The following is a 21080-nucleotide window of genomic DNA, read 5'->3' as shown; positions in this document are numbered from 1 at the left end:
GGCGTCATTCTTCGATGGAGGTCAGGGGGGCGGACTCGCGCGGGCGCACGTGGTCGGCATCGAAATGGCAGGAGAACACCGAGCCCTTGCCGACTTCGCTTTCAATCTCCAGCCGTGCGTGATGCAGGCCGAGGATGTGCTTGACGATGGACAGGCCCAGGCCGGTACCGCCGCTTTCGCGCGAACGGCTGCTGGAGACACGGTAGAAGCGTTCGGTCAGGCGCGGCAGGTGGCTGGCCGGGATGCCATAGCCGGAGTCGCGTACCGCCAGCACCGCGCCATCGCCTTCGCGACGGAACTCGACCGCGATGCGGCCCTCGGCCGGGGTGTAGCGCACGGCATTGGTGACCAGGTTGGAGAACGCGCTGTGCAGTTCCTTGGTCGAGCCCTGCAGGTCGACGCCGGCCAGGTCGTCGATGCTGATCTGGTGGCGGCCCTGGCTGTGCGCTTCGGCCTCGCGGCGCAGCGTCGCCAGCATCGGCTGCATCGCCACGGTCTCCTCCTCGCTGTGCTCCTGCGACTCCAGCCTCGACAGGGTCAACAGGTCTTCCACCAGCTGGGCCATGCGCTGGCTCTGCTTGCGCATTTCTTCCAGCATCGGTCCGGTTCCCGGGAAATCTTCCGGGTCCATCATGTCCAGGTAGCCGTGGACCACGGTGAGCGGCGTGCGCAGCTCATGTGAAACGTTGGCCACGAAATCGCGGCGCACCTGTTCCAGGCGCAGCAGCTTGCTGACGTCGCGGGCGATCAGCAGCCAGTAATCCGACGAATAGGGGATCAGGCGCAGGTTGAGGCGGATTGCCGGATCGACCGGCGAGGGAACATCCAGGATCGGCTCGGCATTGCGGCCGCCGGCCAGCCAGTGCGCCAGCGGCATCGGCTGCAGGCGCTCAACCAGCGCCTCACCCAGGTCGCCGGGATGGTGCAGGCCGAGCAGGGCGGTGGCGGCCTCGTTGAACCACTGCACACGCTGGCTGTTGCGATCCAGCACCACCACCGCATCGGGAAGCGCGGCGGCCGCGGCGCGGTAGCTGCGCAGCATGTCCAGCAGGCGGCGCTTGCGCACGCGCATCTCCACCTGGTTGCGGTACAGCAGGCGATCCAGCTCGTTCCAGACGCCGGTGCCTTCCTCGGCGGTGTCCCAGCGCTGGCGCGCGGTCAGCCGGCGCAGCACGGTTCGCAGGCGCCAGTAGTGCCAGGTGAGGGTCGCCAGCGCGCCCAGTGCGATGCACAACCACAGGTGGCCCGTGAACCACCCCACCAGTCCGGAGAACAGCAGTACCGCGGCGACAGTGGCCAGGGTCTTCAACCAGGCAGAGCGGATGTGGCGGGGCATTGCGATCTCGTCGTTGAAGTGCGGCGGTTCACTGGGGTGAACCGAGGGTTATAGCAGAGTTGCCGGTGCCGGCACCCGCGGGTGCGCGGCGCCGGCACGACGAGACTCAGGTGGACGTGGAGAAGCGATAACCAGCGCCGCGCACGGTCTGCACCATGTTCTCGGCGTTGAACGGTTCCAGCGTCTTGCGCAGGCGGCGGATGTGCACGTCGATGGTGCGCTCTTCCACGTACACGCTGCCGCCCCATACATGGTCCAGCAGCTGGGCGCGGGTGTAGACGCGTTCCGGATGGGTCATGAAGAAGTGCAGCAGCCGGTATTCGGTCGGGCCGATCGGCACCGGCTGGTCGTTGGCGAACACGCGGTGGGCGGCGCCGTCGATGCGGATCGGGCCGACCGCGACGCTGCCGTCCTCGTCGTCCTCGCGGGCACGGCGCATGACCGCGCGGATGCGGGCCAGCAGTTCGCGCGCCGAGAATGGTTTGACCACGTAGTCGTCAACGCCGGCTTCGAGGCCACCGACGCGGTCGTTCTCTTCGCCACGGGCAGTCAGCATGATGATCGGCACTTCGCGGGTCAGGGTCTCCTTGCGCCAGCGGCGGGCAAGGTCCAGGCCGCTGGTGCCGGGCAGCATCCAGTCCAGCAGGATCAGGTCCGGAACGCGATCGGCGATCGCGGTCTGGGCCTCGCGGGCGTCGCCGGCGTGGACCGGTTCGTAATCGCCCTTGCGCAGGGCGAAGGCGACCATTTCACGGATCGCGGGCTCGTCGTCGACGATCAGGATGCGTTTCTGCACGAGGACACCGTAGGGCTCGGTTACTGGAGTGGTGCCAGTAGACTACGGTTTGATGACATGTTTGTGACCAACCGGCCGGAACCCGCGCTCAGTGCCATCGGCCGGTCATGCAGCGCTCAGCGGCGGTCCAGATCGGGGTCCTGCACGCCCTGCCGGCGCAGTTCCAGCACGGTGGGGGTGATCGCTTCGATGCGTGCGTCCACCCGGGCCCGCCCCACATAGTCCAGCGCCGGATTGCGCTTGAGCGCCTGCAGCTGCATCAGCGACTGTTCCGGCCGCCCGCTGAGGAACGCTGCCTCGGCATAGGCCTCGCTGGCCCGCACGCTGTCACCGGCCAGTTCGCTGGCGCGGGCGTAACGCTGCTGGAAGACCGGATCGTTACCACTTTGCGACAGCAGAGGCCGCAACATGGCCTGAGCGCGCTGGCCGGCCTCGCGGTTGCCCTGTTCGTTCAGGATTTCGGCATAGGTCAGCGCCACCGGGCGGCTGTTGGGGTGTTCGCGCAGCAGCTGCTCGAAGCGGCTGTTGGCCTGGGCGGTCTGCCCGGCGCGCAGTTCGGCCTCACCCAGCGCCAGCGCCAGCCACAGGTTGTCCTGGCGGGTCTGCAGCAGGCCCGCCAGCGTCTGCCGGGCCTGCGTGGCGCCGCTGCGGCCGCCGCGCATCATGGCCAGGGCCTGGCCATAGCGCTGGGCATCGTTGAGGCCGTCCTTCTGGCGTTTGGCCATGTCCGCATACTCGCGCTCCAGCTCAGCGGTGGAATCCGCGCTGAGCACGCGCAGGCGCTCGCGTGCCCAATCGAAGTCGCCGCTGGCGCCACGGCTGAGCTGGCCCATCGGAATGCGCAGCACGCTGCTGGGCAGCAACGGGTTGTTTCCACGCAGCAGCGGTTCGGCCAGGCTTGGATCGGCCGGGTCCACCCGTTCCTTGCGCTCGCCGCTGGGGGTACTGGTGGTCAGCAGCACCGTGTCCTTCTTCATCTGGTCGGCGCGGGCCTTGGCTTCGCTGATGCGGGTGATGTTGACCGGGTGCGTGCGCAGGAACTCGGGGACGCTGTAGCCGCCCTCGTTGCCGCGCATTGCTGCGGACATCCTCTCGAAGAAGCCGGCCATCGCATCCACGTCGTAGCCGCTGCGCGCCAGCGTGCGGATGCCGAGGCGGTCGGCCTCGGACTCGTTGGAGCGGGTGTAGTTGATCTGGCGCTGCTGCATCAGGCCCATGCCCGAGCTGATCGCGGCCATGGTCGCGTTGCCCGAGGAGGTGCTGTTGCTGGCCTGGGCGGCCACTACGGCCGCCAGCATGCCGAGCAGGATCGGGATCTGGTCGCGCTGCGCGCGCTCGACCCCGCGCAGCACGTGCTGCTGGGTGACGTGGGCGATTTCGTGGGACAGCACGGCGGCCACTTCGTCTTCGCGTTCGGCCGTCAGCACCAGGCCGGCATTGACCCCGATGTAGCCGCCCAGGGTGGCGAAGGCATTGATCTGCCGGTCCTTCATGACGAAGAAGGTGTAGGGCTGGCGTGGCTGGTCACTGTTGGAGCCGAGCCGGGTGCCCATGGTCTGCAGCCAGTCGTTGACCAGCGGATCGTCCAGCAGGTAGCCGTAGTTGCGCAGCTCGCGCAGCATCATCGCGCCGTACTCGGCCTGGCGCGCCGGGGTCAGCAGCTCGCCGGCCGAGGAGCCGATGTCGGGCAGCTTCTCCTGGGCCTGGGCCAACGGCATGGCCAGGGCCAGGGTGACGGCGGTAGTCAGCAGCAGGGCTCGCAAGCAGAAGGTCCTCGGGCGGGGCGCACCAAGCGTGGCAGGGCAGGGGGCAACCATTCGTTAATCCACAGTGTTGCGGCCGTGGCGTGGAAATTCCAGCGCACCGGTACCATATATGGACCGTCGATCCATCGTGGAGTTTCCCGTGACAGCCCAGACCGCCGGCGGTGCCCCCGCCATCACCATCTATTCCACCGCCGTCTGCCCGTACTGCGTAGCCGCCAAGAACTTCCTGAAGAGCAAGGGACAGCAGTGGACCGAGGTCCGCATCGACCTGGACCCGGTCGAGCGCGAGAAGATGATGGCCAGGACCCGCCGTACCAGCGTGCCGCAGATCTTCGTCGGCGACGTCCACGTGGGCGGCTACGACGACATGATGGCCCTGCACCGTGAAGGCAAGCTCGAGCCGCTGCTGGCCGGGCAGGGCCAGGCATGAGCGCGGCTGACGACGGCAGCAAGGACCGCATCGCCGAGTTCACCGACTTCCGCAAGCGCATGAACGAGCGCATCCTGGGCGAACCGAACCAGGTGGTGAGGCGCTTCTTCGCGCTGGACACGCAGACCTACCAGGCCGGCGCGCTGGATGTGAAGACCAAGGAGCTGCTGGGCCTGGTGGCCTCGATGGTGCTGCGCTGCGACGACTGCATCAGCTACCACGTAGCCCAGTGCAAGGATGCCGGGGTGACCCGCGAAGAGTTTTTCGAGACCTTCTCGGTCGGCCTGGTGGTCGGCGGTTCCATCGTCATCCCGCACCTGCGCCGAGCGGTCGACTTCCTCGACCAGCTCGAAAGCGGTGCTGCCGCCCCCGAAGCGCACGAGCACTGAGCCTGGCGGGGGCCGGGAACCGGGCCCTGTGGCCCTCCCGGTAGTGCCGGCCGCTGGCCGGCATCCCGTTAACCCGACATGGCCGAGGTTGCTGGCCAGCGGCCGGCACTACCGCACCCGCGAGGGGCCTTTCCCGCGATCCAACAACCCAGGAGCCCCTTCTTGTTGGAGGGGCGCGCCGAAGGCGGGGGTAGAGGAGGAACGCGCGGGCAATTCTGCCTGAGCCGGGGAGTGGGACCATGGTCTATTTGGGACCTCGGCCCCGGCTCAGGCATAATTGCGGGTGAAACTTCCTTTGCGCCGGCGTTTCCGGGCACGTCCGGACGGCGTTTTTCCCCCTGTTCGGAACATCGATCAATGACGCAGAAAATTACGGTCATCCGCGGCGACGGCATTGGCCCGGAAATCATGGACGCCACCCTGTACGTGCTCGACCAGCTCAAGACTGGCCTGGAGTACGAAGACGCTGACGCCGGCCTGGTGGCCCTGGAAAAGCACGGCGACCTGATGCCGGCGGTGACCCTGGAATCGATCGCGCGCAACAAGGTCGCGCTGAAGAGCCCGCTGACCACCCCGGTCGGTGGTGGCTTCACCTCGATCAACGTCAGCCTGCGCCGCCACTTCGACCTGTACGCCAACGTGCGTCCGGCCCATACCTTCCCGAACACCAAGTCGCGTTTCGACAATGTCGACCTGATCACCGTTCGTGAGAACACCGAAGGCGCCTACCTGGCTGAAGGCCAGGAAGTGTCGGCCGATGGCGAGACCGCCTTCTCCGGCACCCGTATCACCCGCAAGGGCTCTGAGCGCATCGTGCGCTATGCCTTCGAGCTGGCCCGCAGTGTCGGCCGCAAGAAGGTCACCGCGGTGCACAAGGCCAACATCATCAAGTCGACCTCGGGCCTGTTCCTGAACGTCGCCCGTGAAGTCGCCGCCCAGTACCCGGACATCGAATTCCAGGAAATGATCGTCGACAACTGCTGCATGCAGCTGGTGATGCGTCCGGAACAGTTCGACGTGATCGTCACCACCAACCTGTTCGGCGACATCATCTCCGACCTGTGCGCCGGCCTGGTGGGCGGCCTGGGCCTGGCCCCGGGTGCCAACATCGGCAAGGACGCGGCAATCTTCGAGGCCGTGCACGGCACCGCGCCGGATATCGCCGGCCAGGGCAAGGCCAATCCGTGCGCGCTGCTGCTGGCAGCCGCGCAGATGCTGGACCATATCGGCCAGCCGGAAAACGCCGAGCGCCTGCGCAAGGCCATCGTGGCCACCATGGAAGCCAAGGATTCGCTGACCGGCGACCTCGGCGGCACTGGCAACACGATGGGCTTCGCCAAGGCGATCGCCAGCCGCCTGTAAGCGGTCTGGATGTGCACAGCGGGACGCGGCACGCGACTCCCGATGTGCACCGATACCGATGCATGCAATGCGCGACAGGCCCGTTGAAGCGGGCCTGTCTGCGTTTTCGCTCCTCAACTGCTACGGGCGCAGGAGTCCTGCATGTCCTCTACGACCTGGTGGGTCCTCGCCGCCGTTGCGATCTATATGCTCGGTGTGGCTGTGTACTCCGTTTACTTCTGGCCCGCCTCGCGCGCGCAACGCGCATTGTCCCGCCTGAGCCGCGAGGGAGCGCCGCTGCGCCGGCTCACGCCGAGTGAGGCGCGCTGGATGCAGGTGTTCGCTGTTCCTGCCGATTCCCCGGTGTATTCGCTGCACGGGCCGTACGTGTTGCTCACCTGGGGAAGTATGAGCGGGCCGCAGCAACTGCACACCCTGGCCGGCGTGCCGGTGAAGTTCGCGTCCGGCCAGGAGCAGGCCTTGCGTGCTGGCGACAACAACGCCGAGGTCGTAGTCGGCAGTCAGCATGCTTGGGTGCTGCGCCTGAACGGCACTGCGGCGTAGTCACGTGCTTTTGACCAGTAGCGCACCCTCGCTACGCCTTCTGGCTGGCCCGCAGCACCGGCGGAGAAGTGTTCACCAAGGTGCACAAGACCAACAGCATGACGTTCCAGGGGGTTTCTTTCTGTGCAAAAAACGCACAGATCATGTGCGCTTTCCTGGCTGGTCCGTGCATGCCGCGTTCCGCATCCTGTGTCCACTTTCCAGCGCACAGGAGCGCGACGATGAACCTCAATACCTTTGGCCTGGCCAGTCTGATCGGCATGGCGACCCTGTCCCCGCTGGCCGCCGCCGAGCCGGCGCATCCCACCATCCGGCATATGGCGGGCGCACCGGTCGCGACCTCGTTGGATGCGGCCAGGACCGCCGTGCTGGTGATCGACTTCCAGAACGAGTACTTCGATGCCAGTGCCGCCTCGGGCTTTGCCGGTGGCCGCATGGTCATCCCCGATGGCGTGGCGGCGCTGCGCCAGGCGAAGCGGGTGGTCGAATTTGCCGATGCCCAAGGCATCCGCGTGATCCACGTGCAGCATGTGCTGCCGGTCGGCGCGCCGCTGTTCGCGCAGGGCAGCGTCAACGCCGCCTTCCATCGTGATCTGCAGCCGCGCCAGGGCGAGACCGTGGTGCAGAAGGACAACGTCAGCGTGTTCGCCGGTGACTCGGCGGCCGTGCTCGACCAGGTGCTGAAGGATGCCGGCATCGACACCCTGATCGTCACTGGCCTGCAGACCCATGCCTGCGTGGCCGGTGCCGCCCGCGATGCCGCAGCCGCACCGCGTGGTTACCGGGTGATCGTGTCATCCGATGCAACCGCCAGTCGCGACCTGGACCTGGCCGGTGGCCAGCGCATCGGTCATCGCGCGCTGCATGACGCCTCGCTGGCGCAGATCGAAGACACCTTCGGCGATGTCATGAGTACCGACGCGATCCTGGCGCTGCCGGTGCGCAAGGCCGGCGACCGCGCTTGATAAGCTGGTGGGGCCCGCATGCCGTGGGCCCCGACACGTGGAGCCGCCCGCCGATGGATCACTTCGCCGCCCTGCGTGCGCTGCGCGCCATCGTCGACGCAGGCAGCTTCACTGCTGCCGCCGAGCGCCTGGGTACCACCCATTCGGCGATGTCGCGGCAACTGCGGCAGCTGGAAGAACACCTGCAGGTGCGCCTGCTCGATCGCAACAGCCGCCGGCTGTCGCTGACCGAAGCCGGGCGCGATTACTACCGGGAAGCGGCAGCGCTGCTGGATCGGCTGCAGGAAGCGGACGAGCATGCGCGTGCCGGCCAGGCACAGCCCAGTGGCACGCTGCGGATCAGCGTGCCGCAGGTGGTTGCCAGCCAGGAGTTGCCGCACTGGCTGCCCTCATTCCTTCAGCGCTACCCGCAGGTGACGCTGGATCTTTCTGCCGATGACCAGCTGGTCGACGTGGTCGGCGGCGGCTTCGACCTGGCGCTGCGCATCGCGGCTTCGTTGCCGGACAGCCAACTGGTCGCGCGTGAACTGGCCAGTTGCCCGCGCATCCTGGTGGCGGCGCCTGCTTACCTGGCCCGGCACGGCCTGCCACAGCAGGCCGCGGACCTGCGGCAGCACACCCTGCTGGGCTTCAGTCCTACGCCTGCGATGTCGCCATGGCAGTTGCAGGGGCCGCGCGGTGCCAGCGCCAGCATCGAGGCCGGCCAGCGTCTGCGGGTGGACGCGACGCCAGCGCTGCATGCCGCCGCACTGGCTGGAATGGGCATCAGCCTGTTCACTGCGCTCACCGTGCAGGAAGACCTGCGTGCCGGTCGACTGATCCGCGTGTTGCCAGCGTGGCATGCAGGCCAGCGCCGCTACTTCGCGCTCTATCCGCATGCCAGGGCACTCGCCCCCAAGGTGCGCGCGCTGGTCGAGCACCTCGCCGCGCACTACGCTGCACAGATCGGCGCAGCAGGTTAGCCGCGCGGTTTTAGCGAGGGTGGTGATGGAGTCGGTGTATCTGCTGGTCGCGCTCGGTGCGATCGTCGCCGGATTTGTGCAGGGCCTGTCCGGTTTCGCTTTCGGCATGGTGGCGATGTCGTTCTGGGCGTGGGGGCTGGAGCCGCGACTGGCGGCCACGCTGTCGGTGTTCGGCGCGCTGGTTGGCCAGCTGGTAGCCGTGTTCACCGTACGCCGCGGCTTCAACCTGCGCCTGCTGCTGCCGTTCGTGCTCGGTGGATTGGCTGGTATTCCGCTGGGCGTGATGGTGCTGCCGCAGCTCGATATGAACTGGTTCAAGGCGCTTCTGGGTGGCTTCCTGGCACTGTGGTGCCCGGTGATGCTGATGGCGCGCTCGCTGCCGCCGATCACCGTCGGAGGCCGTTTCGGGGACGCGATCGCCGGTATGGCCGGTGGCGTGCTCAGCGGCATCGGTGGCTTTGCCGGTCCGGTACCGACGCTGTGGAGCACGCTGCGCGGCTTCGGCAAGGACGAGCAGCGCGCGGTCATCCAGAACTTCAACCTGGCGATGCTGGCGGTGACCATGGCCACCTACGTCGGCAGTGGTCTGGTAGACCGCCAGATGCTGCCCTATTTCGCCATCGTGGCACCGGCCATGCTGGTGCCTACGTTGTTGGGCGCGCGGGTCTACGTCGGCATCAGCGAGGCACGCTTCCGGCAAGTCGTGCTGGGCCTGCTGACCGTGTCAGGCATCGCGTTGCTGGCGTCGTCGCTGCCGGTGCTGCTGGCACGCTGAGGGAGGAACGAAAAAGGGCGCCAGGAGAGGCGCCCTTTGTCGTCTATGGCATGTTGCGGCTCAGCGCTGCTGGATCTTCGACAGCAGGCGCAGGAACTCCACATACAGCCAGACCAGGGTCACCATCAGGCCGAATGCGCCATACCACTCCATGTACTTCGGCGCGCGCTGGGCGACCCCGGTTTCGATGAAGTCGAAATCCAGCACCAGGTTCAACGCGGCCACGACCACCACGAACAGGCTGAAGGCGATGCCCAGCCAGCTGGAGTCGTGGATCACCGGCACGTTGATGTTGAAGAAGCCCAGTACGAACGAGGCCAGGTAGAGCAGGGCGATGCCGCCGGTTGCCGCGACCACGCCCATCTTGAAGTTTTCGGTGGCCTTGATCAGGCCGCTGCGGTAAGCGAACAGGAGCGCGAACAGGGTGCCGAAGGTCAGCAATACCGCCTGGAACACGATGCCGGGGAACTTGGCGTTGAACAGCGCCGAGATCGCGCCCAGGAACAGGCCTTCGACCAGCGCGTACATCGGTGCGGTGACCGGCGACCATTCCTTCTTGAACACGGTGATCAGCGCCAGCACCAGGCCGCCGATGGCGCCGCCCATGGCATACAGCTTGGCGCCGGCCATGACCTGGCCGTAATCATCGATGGTCTGGTTCCAGGCGAAGGCGGCGGTCAGCACGGTCAACAGCAGCAGGAAGCCGGTCTTGTTGACGGTGCCGTTGAGGGTCATGGCCTGGTCGGGGCTGGTCACCACCGAGCCACTGGCAAGGTCGAGGAAGGTGGACTCGGAAAGAGCCGGGTTGCCGCTGCGCATGCGTGTTCTCCGTGCGAATGAAGGTCAGGACGGCCATCCGGCCGATGGTCGCGAGCATAGCCGATGACTGCTTTCGGCGCTGTGGCAGGCTTCAGGCCTGCACATCCCGCGTTGACAGTTCGCGATGCGCTTGGCGACAATGGCGAGCTCCCCGGGCACGGCCCGAGGGGATTGCAAGATCGGGGTATAGCGCAGTCTGGTAGCGCGCCTGCTTTGGGAGCAGGATGTCGGGGGTTCGAATCCCTCTACCCCGACCAATCCCACGCCATGTCGGATTGGACACCGTTCGGTCTGGGCGCCCGTAGCTCAACTGGATAGAGCACCGGCCTTCTAAGCCGGCGGTTACAGGTTCGATTCCTGTCGGGCGCGCCATTGAAATCAATGGCTTACTGAATTCAGCTCCGTTTTGACTCGGCGTCTCCGTGAGTGTGGCGGCTTGGTCGTAGCGGAACGAGCAACGAAAAAAGCCAGCGCACTGCGCTGGCCTTTTTTCTTTGTGTCGCGGTGCGGTGGGTTACATCTGTTCCAGCTCGCCTACCCGTACCTTGCCGCCGCCGCAGTTGCCGTAGCAGCCGCCGCCGATCGGGCCGCTGCCACCACCACCACCGCTGCCACCACCGCCGCCGCCGCCACCCTGGGAGTTGGGCGGAAGAACGGTCGAGATGACTTCACCGGAATCGAATTTCCCGTTTCGCCAGGTGTAGTTGACGCAGGAAATGCCGTTACAGACGGTCAGGACGTCGCCTGACTGGACTCGGGTCTGGGCTGTCCACACGGTTGTCCGCCCGTCGTTGAGCTTTGCAACCTCTTGGGAAAGCTGCTGGTTGGTCACCGGGTCCGGATAGGGAGTTGCCAGCGTGCACCCGGCGGTGCAGTTGATGACGCCAGGAAGCTTTTTCGCTTGAACACTCCCTGCCGCCATGAACAGCAGGACGCCTGCAACGGCGGGGATGGAGCTTCTACCAAGCGAAGGGATAATCCCAATCAGTCTAGCTTTCACAATATGTCCTTATCGTGGGATGCAACAGTTCTTGAAGATCTCGTTGGATGACAGGCGGGCTGTTTCTTTCTGTTGGCTGCTCAGGTTTTTCTCACGGGTTGCAATGTCATTGGTTGTGGCGAATCGCGGGTCCAGTCTGTTGAGGACGCGGGTGTAAGCCAGGGCGGCGACAGGATCTGCAGGAACGATGCCGCCGTAGGTGTAGGCCATTGCCATGTCGCTGATGACGTTGACGTTCCCCTGTGCTTCCAGCTCGCGCAGATACCCGGTGGCTGTCTCCTTCCATGCCTCAAGCTTCGCCGGGTCACGGATGGCGTCATCAAGCGAACCGATGGCCTTCTCTGGAGAGAGTGAGTAGGCGCGCATCGCTTCCTGCGAGCCCATGGCGGCGGCTTTCGAGAGCCAATCGGCGTGATAGATGTCCTGATCCAGAGCGAGCGACTCGCACTCCTTGAGGATTCGCTCGGATCTTTCCAGGAACCAGTTGCCTGCCCCGACGCTGGCAGCTGAATCGGCCAGGTTGTCAGCGCGATCGGAGATGAAGGTCTGGCATTGCTCGACGGTCCGATAGATTTCGTAGGTCGCCGTGGCATCTCCAGATTCGGAGCGCTGCATCAGTTGCTTGACGTGGGCGAGCGCGTCACCAGGAGGGCGGAATTCATTTCCCCTGACGATTTCGTAGGCTTTGGGTCCCACTGCCTTGTACGAGCCCCGAGGAATCTTGTTCTCGCTTTCAAGCGTCTGTGCGGCCGTTGCGCGTGATGCAGGAAGCTGCTTTCCATGAGCAGGCGTGCCTTGCTGGCTTCCGCTGCTGTCGGATTCCTGCGGTGTGGTGCCAGCCGTCTCCTGCTGCCGATAGCTGGACACTGCAACGGCTGCCACTGCCAGTGCCGCTGCCAGCGTGACGAATCCGATTAGCCGCTTTCTCATTTACTGATCTCACCTTCGTTGCAGGAACCGGCATGGTTGCAAACGCGAGCGCCGCGTTCCATGTCAGCAGCTAACGTTGCATGAACAGATCTCCCCCATTCCCATTCCGGATTTGTTCACGATTCATTCACTTTTTGTTCACTCGGCGAAAGCGGGCGAGACGGGCAGGCGCGAGTCAGGCGAAGCGGGTGGCTGGGCTGCTTCCAGGCGTTGTTCGACGCGATCGGTGCGTAGGACCTCAACATCGAGGACCGCGATGGCACGCGGCATCTGGTCATTTCCAGGCGCATGCGGCTTGTTGGCGGTTTGATGTCGCCGATGGGTCGCGGTGCCTCATCTTCTCTGTCGAAGATCAACACCCGAGCAATGAGGTGCGTCGTCGGTCACTTGCCGCGTTTCCCGGCAATGCGGAATCGTTCAACGCGATGCTCCAAATGGGCACCGCCCTCTGATCCACCGTCCACCAGGTGTGGTGTGGTGACTGCCGACGCAGCAGTGGCAACGTTGGGTTGAACAAGGGGTGGGGGAGAACGGCAAGCCTTGGCCCTGCCCCTGCACATCAATGTGAAGAAGTGCTTGCAATTCCCTTGCGGCTCCCGGAAAATGCCGGACTCGCTTCGGGGGACGGACTTCTGGTTCCACCCGGTCGCAACGCATCAAGTCCAGGTGTCAGTGGTATCGATGCAGGGACGAAAGTTTCAGTGGTGGCTGTAGCTCAGTTGGTTAGAGTACCGGATTGTGATTCCGGTGGTCGGGGGTTCGAATCCCCTCAGCCACCCCACTGATTCAACCGCATCGGCGCAGCCGACACGGTATTGCAATAAACAGAAGGCACGCTACAATGTGCGTCTGAGTTTCACGGGCCGTTAGCTCAGTTGGTAGAGCAGTTGACTCTTAATCAATAGGTCCAAGGTTCGAATCCTTGACGGCCCACCAAGACAGAAGCCACCTGGCATGCCAGGTGGCTTTTTTCTTATAAGTGTGACCCCTTCGATTCGATGGCGGACACGCTGCGGAGTCCCGCCTGGTGCGGGTCTTCTGCGGGAGCGGGATCGTAGTGCTGCTTTCAACGCTGTTGAAAAAAGTGCTTGCGCCCACCGAGCGGATCGGGTCATAATTCGCGCCCCGATTTCGGGCTGTTAGCTCAGTTGGTAGAGCAGTTGACTCTTAATCAATAGGTCCAAGGTTCGAATCCTTGACAGCCCACCAGACAAAAGCCACTTGGTCCGCCAAGTGGCTTTTTTCTTGCCTGCGCTCGGGCGATCAGCTGTAGTCGCACATCCACGCATGACGTGGATCCACCAGGGATGCCTGAAACCGGGTTGCATGCGTCATCAGTGTTTTCAATGCTGTGCTCTGCATCTCACCGGGCGCGCGCTGCATCACTCCCAATGGATGTTCCGCGCAAAGCGCATGTTGGAGAGCACGTCGATGTTGCGAGTGAACCGAAGCACGAAGCTGGTTGGAGCGGGCCTGTTGGTGATGGCATTGTCGGCCTGCGGCAGAAGCGAAACGCCGGAGCAGGATCCCTCCCGCACGGTCGAGCGGCCGGCCGGTACCGATTCGATTCCCACGCAGCAGGCCGGAACTGGCATGCATGCCGGTGAAACGGGTGCGACGCCCGCCGATCCGGCGGCGGCCGATGTGGAGATTCGCCATTCGACCGATGGGCAGGGCGTCGAGGTACACAAAGTGGACAAGGCGGGCGCGGAGCTGGTCGCGCCGGTGAAGTAACCTGCCGGGCCCGGAATGGCCCCGGTCCTCCGGGCCCTCTGGCTGTCGCACGACCTGCCTTGCGCGCTTGGATTGCGGGACGGGCGCACATTCATCTTTGTCATGCCTTTCGCTTTCCAGCCCCGCCTGCGACAATGAATCCCTGTGCCGGCCACGCGAAAGTGGCGGAATTGGTAGACGCCCTGGATTTAGGTTCCAGTGTCGCAAGGCGTGGGGGTTCGAGTCCCCCCTTTCGCACCAGTGCCGGCCTGTCCCCGCCCTGATTGGGCCATCTGCGCCCCTTGACCGGCACGCGCTGGCAGTGCAGGCCAAATTGGGCGAAACTAAAGGGCTGCGGCAAGCAGGCGCGTCCCAGACGTCGTGTCCTTACAACCGTTTCATCCCAATCATCGAGCCGGGGGCCTGGGCCACCGGTGGCAGGAGTCAACATGCAAGCTTCGATCGAATCCACCGGCAACCTGGAACGCCGCCTGAGCTTCTCGCTGCCGGAAGACCGTCTGCAGAGCCACATCGTCGGCCGCCTGGGCGAAATCGCCCGTACCACCCGCATCAAGGGTTTCCGTCCGGGCAAGGTGCCGGCCAAGGTGATCGAGCAGCGCTTCGGCGCGCAGGTCCGTGGCGAGGCGCTGGATGGCCTGCTGCGCGAGACCTTCGACGCGGCCGTGCGCGAGCACGACCTGCGCATCGTCGGCAGCCCGCGCATCGACAAGGGTGACGAAGGTGAATTCTCCTTCGTCGCCACTGTGGAAGTGGTGCCGGACTTCGGCGACATCGACGTCAGCAAGCTGACCGTCGTGCGCCACAGCGCCGAGATCACCGATGCCGACATCGACCAGATGATCGAGAACCTGCAGAACCAGCGTCGCACCTGGGCCCCGGTCAGCCGTGGCGCGCAGGACGGTGACCTGGTCGCGGTGGAAACCTGGTCGCAGGCCGGCGAAGAGCGCCTGCCGGCCGAGGGCACCGAGAAGGGTTCGATCGTGCTCGGCCAGGGCATGATGTTCGAAACCATCGAAAAGGGCCTGGTCGGCCTGGCCAAGGGTGAAGAAAAGACGCTGGACGTCGAGTTCCCGGCGGACTGGCGCGTGCCGGTGCTGGCTGGCAAAACCGTGCAGGTCACCGTCAAGGTCGCCGAAGTGTCCGAGCCGGTCGTGCCGGCGGTAGACGAAGCCTTCATCAAGAGCTTCGGCGTGAAGGGCGGCGACGTCGAGCAGTTCCGCAGCGACATCCGCGCCAACCTGGAGCGCGAGCTGAAGGGCGCCCTGATGAACCGCCTGCGCCGTGAAGTGGGCGAGCAGTTGATCGCCGCCTATGCCTCGGTGGAGATGCCGCCGCGCCTGGTCGAGAACGAAGCCCGCGCCATGCTGGCCCAGCAGGTCGAGCAGATCCGCCGCAATGGCCAGAACGTCGGTGAGATCCCGGCCGATGCCCATGAAGGCTTCAAGGATGCTGCCGCCAAGCGCGTGCTGGTCGGTCTGCTGGTCGGTGAAGTGGCCCGCGTCAACGATCTGCGCCTGGAAGCCAAGCGCCTGAACGAAACGATGCGCCTGATCGCTTCGACCTATGAAGAGCCGGAACAGGTCATTGAGATGTACCGCAACGACCCCCAGCTGATGTCTGGCCTGCAGAACCGAGTGATGGAAGAGCAGGTGATCGACTGGATCGCCGAGCGTGCCCAGCACACTGAAGAAAAGCTGTCGTTCCAGGACGCGATCCGCCAGTAAGTCCGGGCGGATCACCGGATGCCCCGCGCCTGTCCCGGCGCGGGGTTGTTTTCCCCCAAGATAGGTACCTCACGTAATGGACAACCGAACCAAAGCCCTGAACCTGGTTCCGATGGTGGTCGAGCAGACCAGCCGCGGCGAGCGTGCCTACGACATCTATTCGCGCCTGTTGAAGGAGCGCCTGATCTTCCTGGTGGGCCCGATTGACGATCACATGGCCAACGTGGTGGTGGCGCAGTTGCTGTTCCTGGAATCGGAAAACCCGGAAAAGGACATCAACATCTACATCAACTCGCCGGGTGGCGTGGTCACCGCCGGTATGGCGATCTACGACACCATGCAGTACATCAAGCCGAATGTGAGCACCACCTGCATCGGCCAGGCCGCCTCGATGGGCGCCCTGCTGCTGGCCGCGGGCGAAGCCGGCAAGCGCTATGCGCTGCCGAACTCGCGCGTGATGATCCACCAGCCGCTGGGTGGCTACCAGGGCCAGGCCACCGACATCGACATCCACGCGCGTGAGATCCTGACCCTGCGTTCGCGCCTGAACGAAGTGCTGGCCAAGCACACCGGCCAGTCGCTGGAGACGATCGCCCGCGACACCGAGCGCGACAACTTCAAGAGCGCGTTCGAGGCACAGGCCTATGGTCTGGTCGACCAGGTTCTGGAGCGTCGTCCGGATGAGTCGATCCAGGCCGGCTGAGCCATCATCACGGGGCCCTGGAGGTCCCGTTCCTGCAGGGTCGGGCGGGACTGGTGTCCCTCCGGCCCTGTGCTATTCTCGAATCGAACCCCCGTTCAGCGGGTGGGGTAACTGGGTAAGCGAAGCATGAGCGAAGACCGCCAAGGTCGTTCCACGGACACCGGCAAGATCCTCTACTGCTCTTTCTGCGGCAAGAGCCAGCATGAAGTGCGCAAGCTGATTGCGGGTCCGAGCGTGTTCATCTGCGATGAATGCGTGGAGCTGTGCAACGACATCATCCGTGAGGAACTTGAGGAAAAGGCGCAGTCGGCGCGCAGCTCGCTGCCCAAGCCGCGCGAGATCCTCGAGGTCCTCGACCAGTACGTGATCGGCCAGAACCGTGCCAAGCGTACCCTGGCCGTGGCTGTGTACAACCACTACAAGCGCATCGAAAGCCGGCAGAAGAACGACGAGGTCGAACTGGCCAAGTCGAACATCCTGCTGGTCGGCCCGACCGGTTCGGGCAAGACGCTGCTGGCCGAGACCCTGGCCCGCCTGCTCAACGTGCCGTTCACCATGGCCGACGCCACCACGCTGACCGAAGCCGGTTACGTGGGCGAGGACGTGGAGAACATCATCCAGAAGCTGCTGCAGAAGTGCGACTACGACGTCGAGAAGGCACAGCAGGGCATCGTCTACATCGATGAAATCGACAAGATCTCGCGCAAGAGCGAGAACCCGTCCATCACCCGCGATGTGTCCGGCGAAGGCGTGCAGCAGGCCCTGTTGAAGCTGATCGAAGGCACCGTGGCCAGCGTTCCGCCGCAGGGCGGCCGCAAGCACCCGCAGCAGGAATTCCTTCAGGTGGACACCAAGAACATCCTGTTCATCTGCGGCGGCGCGTTCGCCGGGCTGGACAAGGTGATCCAGGCCCGTTCCACCGACGTCGGCAGCATCGGCTTCGGCGCCAAGGTGAAGAGCGCCGAGCGCAAGCAGGAAGTGGGCAAGGTGCTGGCTGAAGTCGAGCCGGAAGACCTGATCAAGTTCGGCCTGATCCCCGAGTTCGTCGGCCGCCTGCCGGTGGTGGCGACCCTGGAGGAGCTGGACGAGCCGGCCCTGATCAAGATCCTGACCGAGCCGAAGAACGCCATCACCAAGCAGTTCAAAAAGCTGTTCGAGATGGAGAACGTCGAGCTGGAGTTCCGTCCGGACGCGTTGTCGGCCATAGCCAGGAAGGCGCTCAAGCGCAAGACCGGCGCCCGTGGCCTGCGCACCATCGTCGAATCGGTTCTGCTGGACACCATGTACGACCTGCCGTCGCAGGAAAACGTCAGCAAGGTGGTGGTAGACGAGTCGGTGATCGAGCACAAGTCCGAGCCGTACCTGATCTACCAGACCCCGGCGGCCCCCGAACAGAAGGCCGCAGGCGCCGAGTGATCCTTTCAAGTTTTTGATTTGAAAGGATTTTAAACGAACGCCTTGCATCTGAAAGCCGATGGCCCCATAACGGGGCCATCGGCTTTTTTTGTCTCCGGAAGATGCCCTCCCGGAGGCGGTTTTCCCCTTCCCTGGAGCCCCCATGGCCCGTTCCCCAAGTGAAACCCTCGACCTGCCGGTCCTGCCGCTGCGCGACGTAGTGGTGTTCCCGCACATGGTCATCCCGCTGTTCGTCGGCCGTGACAAGTCCATGCACGCGCTCGAACAGGCAATGGAAGCGGACAAGCGCATCCTGCTGCTGGCGCAGAAGTCGGCCGAGACCGATGACCCGCATGCGGCCGACCTCTACCAGGTCGGTACGCTGGCGCAGGTGCTGCAGCTGCTGAAGCTGCCCGACGGCACCATCAAGGTGCTGGTCGAAGGCCTGTCGCGCGTGCAGGTGACCCACGTCGACGAGCGCAACGGCTCGCTGCATGGCCAGGCCGTGGAGATCGACGCCACCGACGAACGCGAAGCACGCGAGGTCGAGGCGATCGCCCGCTCGCTGATGTCGTTGTTCGAGCAGTACGTGAAGACCAACCGCAAGCTGCCGCCGGAGTTGCTGCAGACCCTGTCCGGCATCGATGAGCCGGCGCGTCTGGCCGACACCATTGCCGCGCACATCAGCGTGCGCCTGTCCGACAAGCAGCGCCTGCTGGAAACGCTGGCGGTGGGCGACCGCCTGGAGATGCTGGTCGGCCTGGTCGACGGCGAGATCGACGTGCAGCAGATGGAAAAGCGCATCCGCGGCCGCGTGAAGTCGCAGATGGAGAAGAGCCAGCGCGAGTACTACCTCAACGAACAGATGAAGGCCATCCAGAAGGAACTGGGTGACCTCGACGACGCACCGGGCGAGCTGGAAGAGCTGGCCCGCAAGATCGCCGAAGCCGGCATGCCGAAGGCTGTTGAAGCCAAGGCACGCAACGAACTGAACAAGCTCAAGCAGATGTCGCCGATGTCCGCCGAAGCGGCGGTGGTGCGCAACTACCTTGAGTGGTTGCTGGGCGTGCCGTGGAAGAAGCGCAGCAAGGTGCGCAAGGACCTGAAGGCCGCGCAGGACACCCTGGACGCCGATCACTACGGCCTGGAGAAGGTCAAGGAACGCATCCTTGAGTACCTGGCAGTGCAGTCGCGGGTGAAGCAGATGAAGGGGCCGATCCTGTGCCTGGTTGGTCCGCCGGGCGTGGGCAAGACCTCGCTGGGCCAGTCCATCGCCAAGGCCACCAACCGCAAGTTCGTGCGCATGTCGCTGGGCGGCGTACGCGACGAGGCTGAGATCCGTGGCCATCGCCGCACCTACGTCGGTTCGATGCCCGGCCGCATCGTGCAGAACCTCAACAAGGTGGGCAGCAAGAACCCGCTGTTCGTGCTGGATGAGATCGACAAGATGTCGATGGACTTCCGTGGCGATCCGTCATCGGCGCTGCTGGAAGTGCTCGATCCGGAGCAGAACAACGCCTTCAACGACCACTACCTGGAAGTGGACCTGGACCTGTCCGAAGTGATGTTCGTGGCCACCTCGAACTCACTCAACATTCCGGGCCCGCTGCTGGACCGCATGGAAGTGATCCGCATCCCCGGCTACACCGAGGATGAGAAGCTCAACATCGCCACCCGTTACCTGTCGCCCAAGCAGATCAAGGCCAACGGCCTGAAGCCGGAAGAGCTGGAAATCGGCGCCGATGCCATCCAGGACATCGTGCGTTACTACACGCGCGAATCGGGCGTGCGCAACCTGGAGCGCGAGATCGCCAAGATCTGCCGCAAGGTGGTGAAGGAGATCGCGCTGGCCGGCCCGCAGCCGGTGAAGGCGAAGAAGGGTGCGAAGAAGTCCAAGGCGCTGGTCAGCGTGACCGGCAAGAACCTGGACAAGTACCTGGGCGTGCGTCGCTTCGACTTCGGTCGCGCCGAGGAAGAGAACGAGATCGGCCTGGTTACCGGCCTGGCCTGGACCGAGGTGGGCGGCGATCTGCTGCAGATCGAATCGACGCTGGTGCCGGGCAAGGGCCAGCTGATCCTGACCGGCCAGCTCGGCAACGTGATGAAGGAATCGGCGTCGGCGGCACTGTCGGTGGTGCGTTCGCGTGCGGTGGGCTTTGGCATCGACAGCGACTTCCTGCAGAAGCACGACGTGCACGTGCACGTGCCCGACGGCGCCACGCCGAAGGACGGCCCCAGCGCCGGTGCCGCGATGGTCACCTCGCTGGTGTCGATGCTGACCAAGGTGCCGGTGCGTGCCGATGTGGCGATGACCGGCGAGATCACCCTGCGTGGTCGCGTCACTGCCATCGGTGGCCTGAAGGAGAAGCTGCTGGCCGCACTGCGTGGCGGTATCCGCACCGTCATCATCCCCGAAGAGAACCGCAAGGACCTGGCCGACATCCCGGCCAGCGTCACCCGCGATCTGCAGATCGTGCCGGTGAAGTACATCGAAGAAGTCCTGGACCTGGCGCTGGAGCGTCCGCTGGCACCGAAGAAGGCGCGCAAGAGTGCGCAACGCGTCACGGTGCGCAGCAAGGCCAAACCGAGTGGAAGCGCGCGCGTCAAGCATTGACGCGCGCTGTCCAATGGCTTGAAACCCGCGTCGTTGCTGGCTTTCCAGCTTGCGTGGGGGTAGGGCCACTGGTATAAAAGCAGCACTCGCGAATGAGTGATCGCTGTCGGCGATGACTGAATCAGCGAACCGTTTCCACATGGCGGCCGCATGCAGAAGGCGTGCGGTTGCTTCCCTGTCGAATCTGCGGAACCCACCGCCAAAGGAGTTGTAAAGAATGAACAAGACCGAATTGATCGATGCCGTTGCTGAAGCTGCCGACCTGACCAAGGCCGAGTCCAGCCGCGCTGTCGATGCCGTCGTTGCTGCCGTCACCAAGGCGCTGAAGGACGGCGATGCGGTCACCCTGGTTGGCTTCGGTACCTTCCAGGTCCGCGACCGTGCTGCCCGCACCGGCCGCAACCCGAAGACCGGCGACACCATCAAGATCGCTGCTTCGAAGAATCCGTCGTTCAAGGCTGGTAAGGCCCTGAAGGATGCTGTAAACTAAGCGGCTCGCTGGGGTGCTTAGCTCAGCGGTAGAGCGTCTCCTTTACACGGAGAGGGTCGGGGGTTCGAAACCCTCAGCACCCACCACAGCACCGCGGTAAAAGTTTGAGTGTGGAGCGGTAGTTCAGCTGGTTAGAATGCTGGCCTGTCACGCCGGAGGTCGCGGGTTCGAGTCCCGTCCGCTCCGCCATTCAACGAGGCCTCCGGCCAAAAGCTGGAGGCTTTGTTTTCTTCCCGGTCCAGATCGGCAGAAAACAAAAAAGGTAACAATGCGGAGCGGTAGTTCAGCTGGTTAGAATGCTGGCCTGTCACGCCGGAGGTCGCGGGTTCGAGTCCCGTCCGCTCCGC

At 64.5% G+C, this 21080-nt stretch carries 19 protein-coding genes and 9 tRNA genes; 22 read left to right on the top strand and 6 right to left on the bottom strand.

Annotated elements, in window-relative coordinates:
- Positions 1–4 precede the first annotated feature (4 nt).
- The 3 genes from phoR to V9K93_RS04540 all read right to left on the bottom strand — a co-directional run bounded on the left by phoR (position 5) and on the right by V9K93_RS04540 (position 3895).
- The gene (gene phoR, locus V9K93_RS04550) at positions 5–1336 is read right to left on the bottom strand and encodes a phosphate regulon sensor histidine kinase PhoR (protein ID WP_046986954.1); all 1332 of its coding nucleotides are present in this window, start codon (positions 1334–1336) and stop codon (positions 5–7) included.
- A gap of 106 nt (positions 1337–1442) precedes the next feature.
- The gene (gene phoB / locus V9K93_RS04545; RefSeq protein ID WP_004146035.1) at positions 1443–2132 is read right to left on the bottom strand and encodes a phosphate regulon transcriptional regulator PhoB; all 690 of its coding nucleotides are present in this window, start codon (positions 2130–2132) and stop codon (positions 1443–1445) included.
- A gap of 116 nt (positions 2133–2248) precedes the next feature.
- Positions 2249–3895 (bottom strand): M48 family metalloprotease, encoded by a 1647-nt coding sequence (locus tag V9K93_RS04540; protein WP_046986955.1) that lies wholly within the window; start codon positions 3893–3895, stop codon positions 2249–2251.
- Between the two features lie 142 nt (positions 3896–4037).
- On the opposite strand from V9K93_RS04540, the gene grxC reads away from it, so the two are divergent.
- From grxC to V9K93_RS04505, 7 genes are all read left to right on the top strand, one after another.
- Positions 4038–4328: a glutaredoxin 3 gene (grxC, locus tag V9K93_RS04535; protein WP_004146039.1), complete on the top strand. Its 291-nt coding sequence runs from the start codon at positions 4038–4040 to the stop codon at positions 4326–4328.
- On the top strand, positions 4325–4717 hold the full coding sequence (locus tag V9K93_RS04530; RefSeq protein ID WP_136639747.1) for a carboxymuconolactone decarboxylase family protein: 393 nt from the start codon (positions 4325–4327) through the stop codon (positions 4715–4717). The genes grxC and V9K93_RS04530 overlap by 4 nt, the downstream gene beginning before the upstream one ends.
- Before the next feature lie 357 nt (positions 4718–5074).
- Positions 5075–6079 carry an isocitrate dehydrogenase gene (locus tag V9K93_RS04525; RefSeq protein WP_136639746.1) on the top strand — a complete coding sequence of 335 codons (1005 nt, stop codon included), beginning with the start codon at positions 5075–5077 and terminating at the stop codon, positions 6077–6079.
- Positions 6080–6220: 141 nt separating this feature from the next.
- Positions 6221–6622, top strand: coding sequence for a hypothetical protein (locus V9K93_RS04520; protein ID WP_337302133.1), 402 nt, complete (start codon positions 6221–6223; stop codon positions 6620–6622).
- A 221-nt stretch (positions 6623–6843) separates the two neighbouring features.
- On the top strand, positions 6844–7587 hold the full coding sequence (locus V9K93_RS04515) for a cysteine hydrolase family protein (RefSeq protein ID WP_337302132.1): 744 nt from the start codon (positions 6844–6846) through the stop codon (positions 7585–7587).
- Between the two features lie 53 nt (positions 7588–7640).
- Entirely contained in the window at positions 7641–8549 is a 909-nt protein-coding gene (locus V9K93_RS04510) for a LysR family transcriptional regulator (protein WP_337302131.1), read from the top strand.
- Positions 8550–8574: 25 nt separating this feature from the next.
- Positions 8575–9324 (top strand): sulfite exporter TauE/SafE family protein, encoded by a 750-nt coding sequence (locus V9K93_RS04505; protein WP_337302130.1) that lies wholly within the window; start codon positions 8575–8577, stop codon positions 9322–9324.
- A 60-nt stretch (positions 9325–9384) separates the two neighbouring features.
- On the opposite strand, the gene V9K93_RS04500 is transcribed toward V9K93_RS04505, so the two are convergent.
- Positions 9385–10143, bottom strand: a complete 759-nt coding sequence (locus tag V9K93_RS04500) for a Bax inhibitor-1/YccA family protein (protein ID WP_337302129.1) — start codon at positions 10141–10143, stop codon at positions 9385–9387.
- Between the two features lie 180 nt (positions 10144–10323).
- On the opposite strand from V9K93_RS04500, the gene V9K93_RS04495 reads away from it, so the two are divergent.
- Positions 10324–10400: transfer RNA gene (locus tag V9K93_RS04495), tRNA-Pro, on the top strand.
- A gap of 38 nt (positions 10401–10438) precedes the next feature.
- Positions 10439–10515: transfer RNA gene (locus V9K93_RS04490), tRNA-Arg, on the top strand.
- Between the two features lie 142 nt (positions 10516–10657).
- On the opposite strand, the gene V9K93_RS04485 is transcribed toward V9K93_RS04490, so the two are convergent.
- Together V9K93_RS04485 and V9K93_RS04480 are read right to left on the bottom strand one after the other, a co-directional pair.
- Positions 10658–11143 carry a hypothetical protein gene (locus tag V9K93_RS04485; protein WP_295379986.1) on the bottom strand — a complete coding sequence of 162 codons (486 nt, stop codon included), beginning with the start codon at positions 11141–11143 and terminating at the stop codon, positions 10658–10660.
- Positions 11144–11152: 9 nt separating this feature from the next.
- Entirely contained in the window at positions 11153–12073 is a 921-nt protein-coding gene (locus V9K93_RS04480) for a hypothetical protein (RefSeq protein ID WP_046988263.1), read from the bottom strand.
- Between the two features lie 704 nt (positions 12074–12777).
- On the opposite strand from V9K93_RS04480, the gene V9K93_RS04475 reads away from it, so the two are divergent.
- The 13 genes from V9K93_RS04475 (at position 12778) to V9K93_RS04415 (ending at position 21079) form a co-directional block, all read left to right on the top strand.
- A tRNA-His gene (locus tag V9K93_RS04475) sits at positions 12778–12854 on the top strand.
- Positions 12855–12933: 79 nt separating this feature from the next.
- Positions 12934–13009, top strand: a tRNA-Lys gene (locus tag V9K93_RS04470).
- Between the two features lie 197 nt (positions 13010–13206).
- Positions 13207–13282: transfer RNA gene (locus V9K93_RS04465), tRNA-Lys, on the top strand.
- 78 nt (positions 13283–13360) lie between these two features.
- Positions 13361–13807: a hypothetical protein gene (locus V9K93_RS04460; protein ID WP_248298526.1), complete on the top strand. Its 447-nt coding sequence runs from the start codon at positions 13361–13363 to the stop codon at positions 13805–13807.
- Positions 13808–13962: 155 nt separating this feature from the next.
- Positions 13963–14047 (top strand) — tRNA-Leu (locus tag V9K93_RS04455).
- Positions 14048–14235: 188 nt separating this feature from the next.
- Complete coding sequence (tig, locus tag V9K93_RS04450) at positions 14236–15531, top strand: trigger factor (RefSeq protein WP_136640032.1); 1296 nt, start codon at positions 14236–14238, stop codon at positions 15529–15531.
- A gap of 76 nt (positions 15532–15607) precedes the next feature.
- Entirely contained in the window at positions 15608–16234 is a 627-nt protein-coding gene (gene clpP, locus V9K93_RS04445; RefSeq protein ID WP_004146318.1) for an ATP-dependent Clp endopeptidase proteolytic subunit ClpP, read from the top strand.
- Positions 16235–16360: 126 nt separating this feature from the next.
- Positions 16361–17650, top strand: a complete 1290-nt coding sequence (gene clpX, locus V9K93_RS04440) for an ATP-dependent Clp protease ATP-binding subunit ClpX (protein ID WP_004146319.1) — start codon at positions 16361–16363, stop codon at positions 17648–17650.
- 142 nt (positions 17651–17792) lie between these two features.
- Positions 17793–20243 carry an endopeptidase La gene (gene lon, locus V9K93_RS04435; RefSeq protein WP_046988260.1) on the top strand — a complete coding sequence of 817 codons (2451 nt, stop codon included), beginning with the start codon at positions 17793–17795 and terminating at the stop codon, positions 20241–20243.
- 217 nt (positions 20244–20460) lie between these two features.
- The gene (locus V9K93_RS04430; protein ID WP_004146343.1) at positions 20461–20733 is read left to right on the top strand and encodes an HU family DNA-binding protein; all 273 of its coding nucleotides are present in this window, start codon (positions 20461–20463) and stop codon (positions 20731–20733) included.
- Between the two features lie 11 nt (positions 20734–20744).
- A tRNA-Val gene (locus tag V9K93_RS04425) sits at positions 20745–20819 on the top strand.
- A gap of 26 nt (positions 20820–20845) precedes the next feature.
- Positions 20846–20922, top strand: a tRNA-Asp gene (locus tag V9K93_RS04420).
- 83 nt (positions 20923–21005) lie between these two features.
- A tRNA-Asp gene (locus tag V9K93_RS04415) sits at positions 21006–21079 on the top strand.
- Position 21080 lies beyond the last annotated feature (1 nt).

The organism is Stenotrophomonas sp. CCNWLW162, from assembly GCF_037203745.1.
Lineage (GTDB): Bacteria > Pseudomonadota > Gammaproteobacteria > Xanthomonadales > Xanthomonadaceae > Stenotrophomonas > Stenotrophomonas maltophilia_AQ.
Note: the sequence above shows the minus strand (reverse complement) of the source record. Positions and strands in the feature narration are given on the sequence as shown.

Bases quoted from the DNA above. Each gene is read 5' to 3' on its own strand.
- phoR (WP_046986954.1), bottom strand. From the start codon at position 1,336: ATGCCCCGCCACATCCGCTCTGCCTGGTTGAAGACCCTGGCCACTGTC.
- V9K93_RS04530 (WP_136639747.1), top strand. From the start codon at position 4,325: ATGAGCGCGGCTGACGACGGCAGCAAGGACCGCATCGCCGAGTTCACC.
- V9K93_RS04525 (WP_136639746.1), top strand. From the start codon at position 5,075: ATGACGCAGAAAATTACGGTCATCCGCGGCGACGGCATTGGCCCGGAA.
- V9K93_RS04520 (WP_337302133.1), top strand. From the start codon at position 6,221: ATGTCCTCTACGACCTGGTGGGTCCTCGCCGCCGTTGCGATCTATATG.
- V9K93_RS04515 (WP_337302132.1), top strand. From the start codon at position 6,844: ATGAACCTCAATACCTTTGGCCTGGCCAGTCTGATCGGCATGGCGACC.
- V9K93_RS04510 (WP_337302131.1), top strand. From the start codon at position 7,641: ATGGATCACTTCGCCGCCCTGCGTGCGCTGCGCGCCATCGTCGACGCA.
- V9K93_RS04505 (WP_337302130.1), top strand. From the start codon at position 8,575: ATGGAGTCGGTGTATCTGCTGGTCGCGCTCGGTGCGATCGTCGCCGGA.
- V9K93_RS04500 (WP_337302129.1), bottom strand. From the start codon at position 10,143: ATGCGCAGCGGCAACCCGGCTCTTTCCGAGTCCACCTTCCTCGACCTT.
- V9K93_RS04480 (WP_046988263.1), bottom strand. From the start codon at position 12,073: ATGAGAAAGCGGCTAATCGGATTCGTCACGCTGGCAGCGGCACTGGCA.
- V9K93_RS04460 (WP_248298526.1), top strand. From the start codon at position 13,361: ATGACGTGGATCCACCAGGGATGCCTGAAACCGGGTTGCATGCGTCAT.
- tig (WP_136640032.1), top strand. From the start codon at position 14,236: ATGCAAGCTTCGATCGAATCCACCGGCAACCTGGAACGCCGCCTGAGC.
- clpP (WP_004146318.1), top strand. From the start codon at position 15,608: ATGGACAACCGAACCAAAGCCCTGAACCTGGTTCCGATGGTGGTCGAG.
- clpX (WP_004146319.1), top strand. From the start codon at position 16,361: ATGAGCGAAGACCGCCAAGGTCGTTCCACGGACACCGGCAAGATCCTC.
- lon (WP_046988260.1), top strand. From the start codon at position 17,793: ATGGCCCGTTCCCCAAGTGAAACCCTCGACCTGCCGGTCCTGCCGCTG.
- V9K93_RS04430 (WP_004146343.1), top strand. From the start codon at position 20,461: ATGAACAAGACCGAATTGATCGATGCCGTTGCTGAAGCTGCCGACCTG.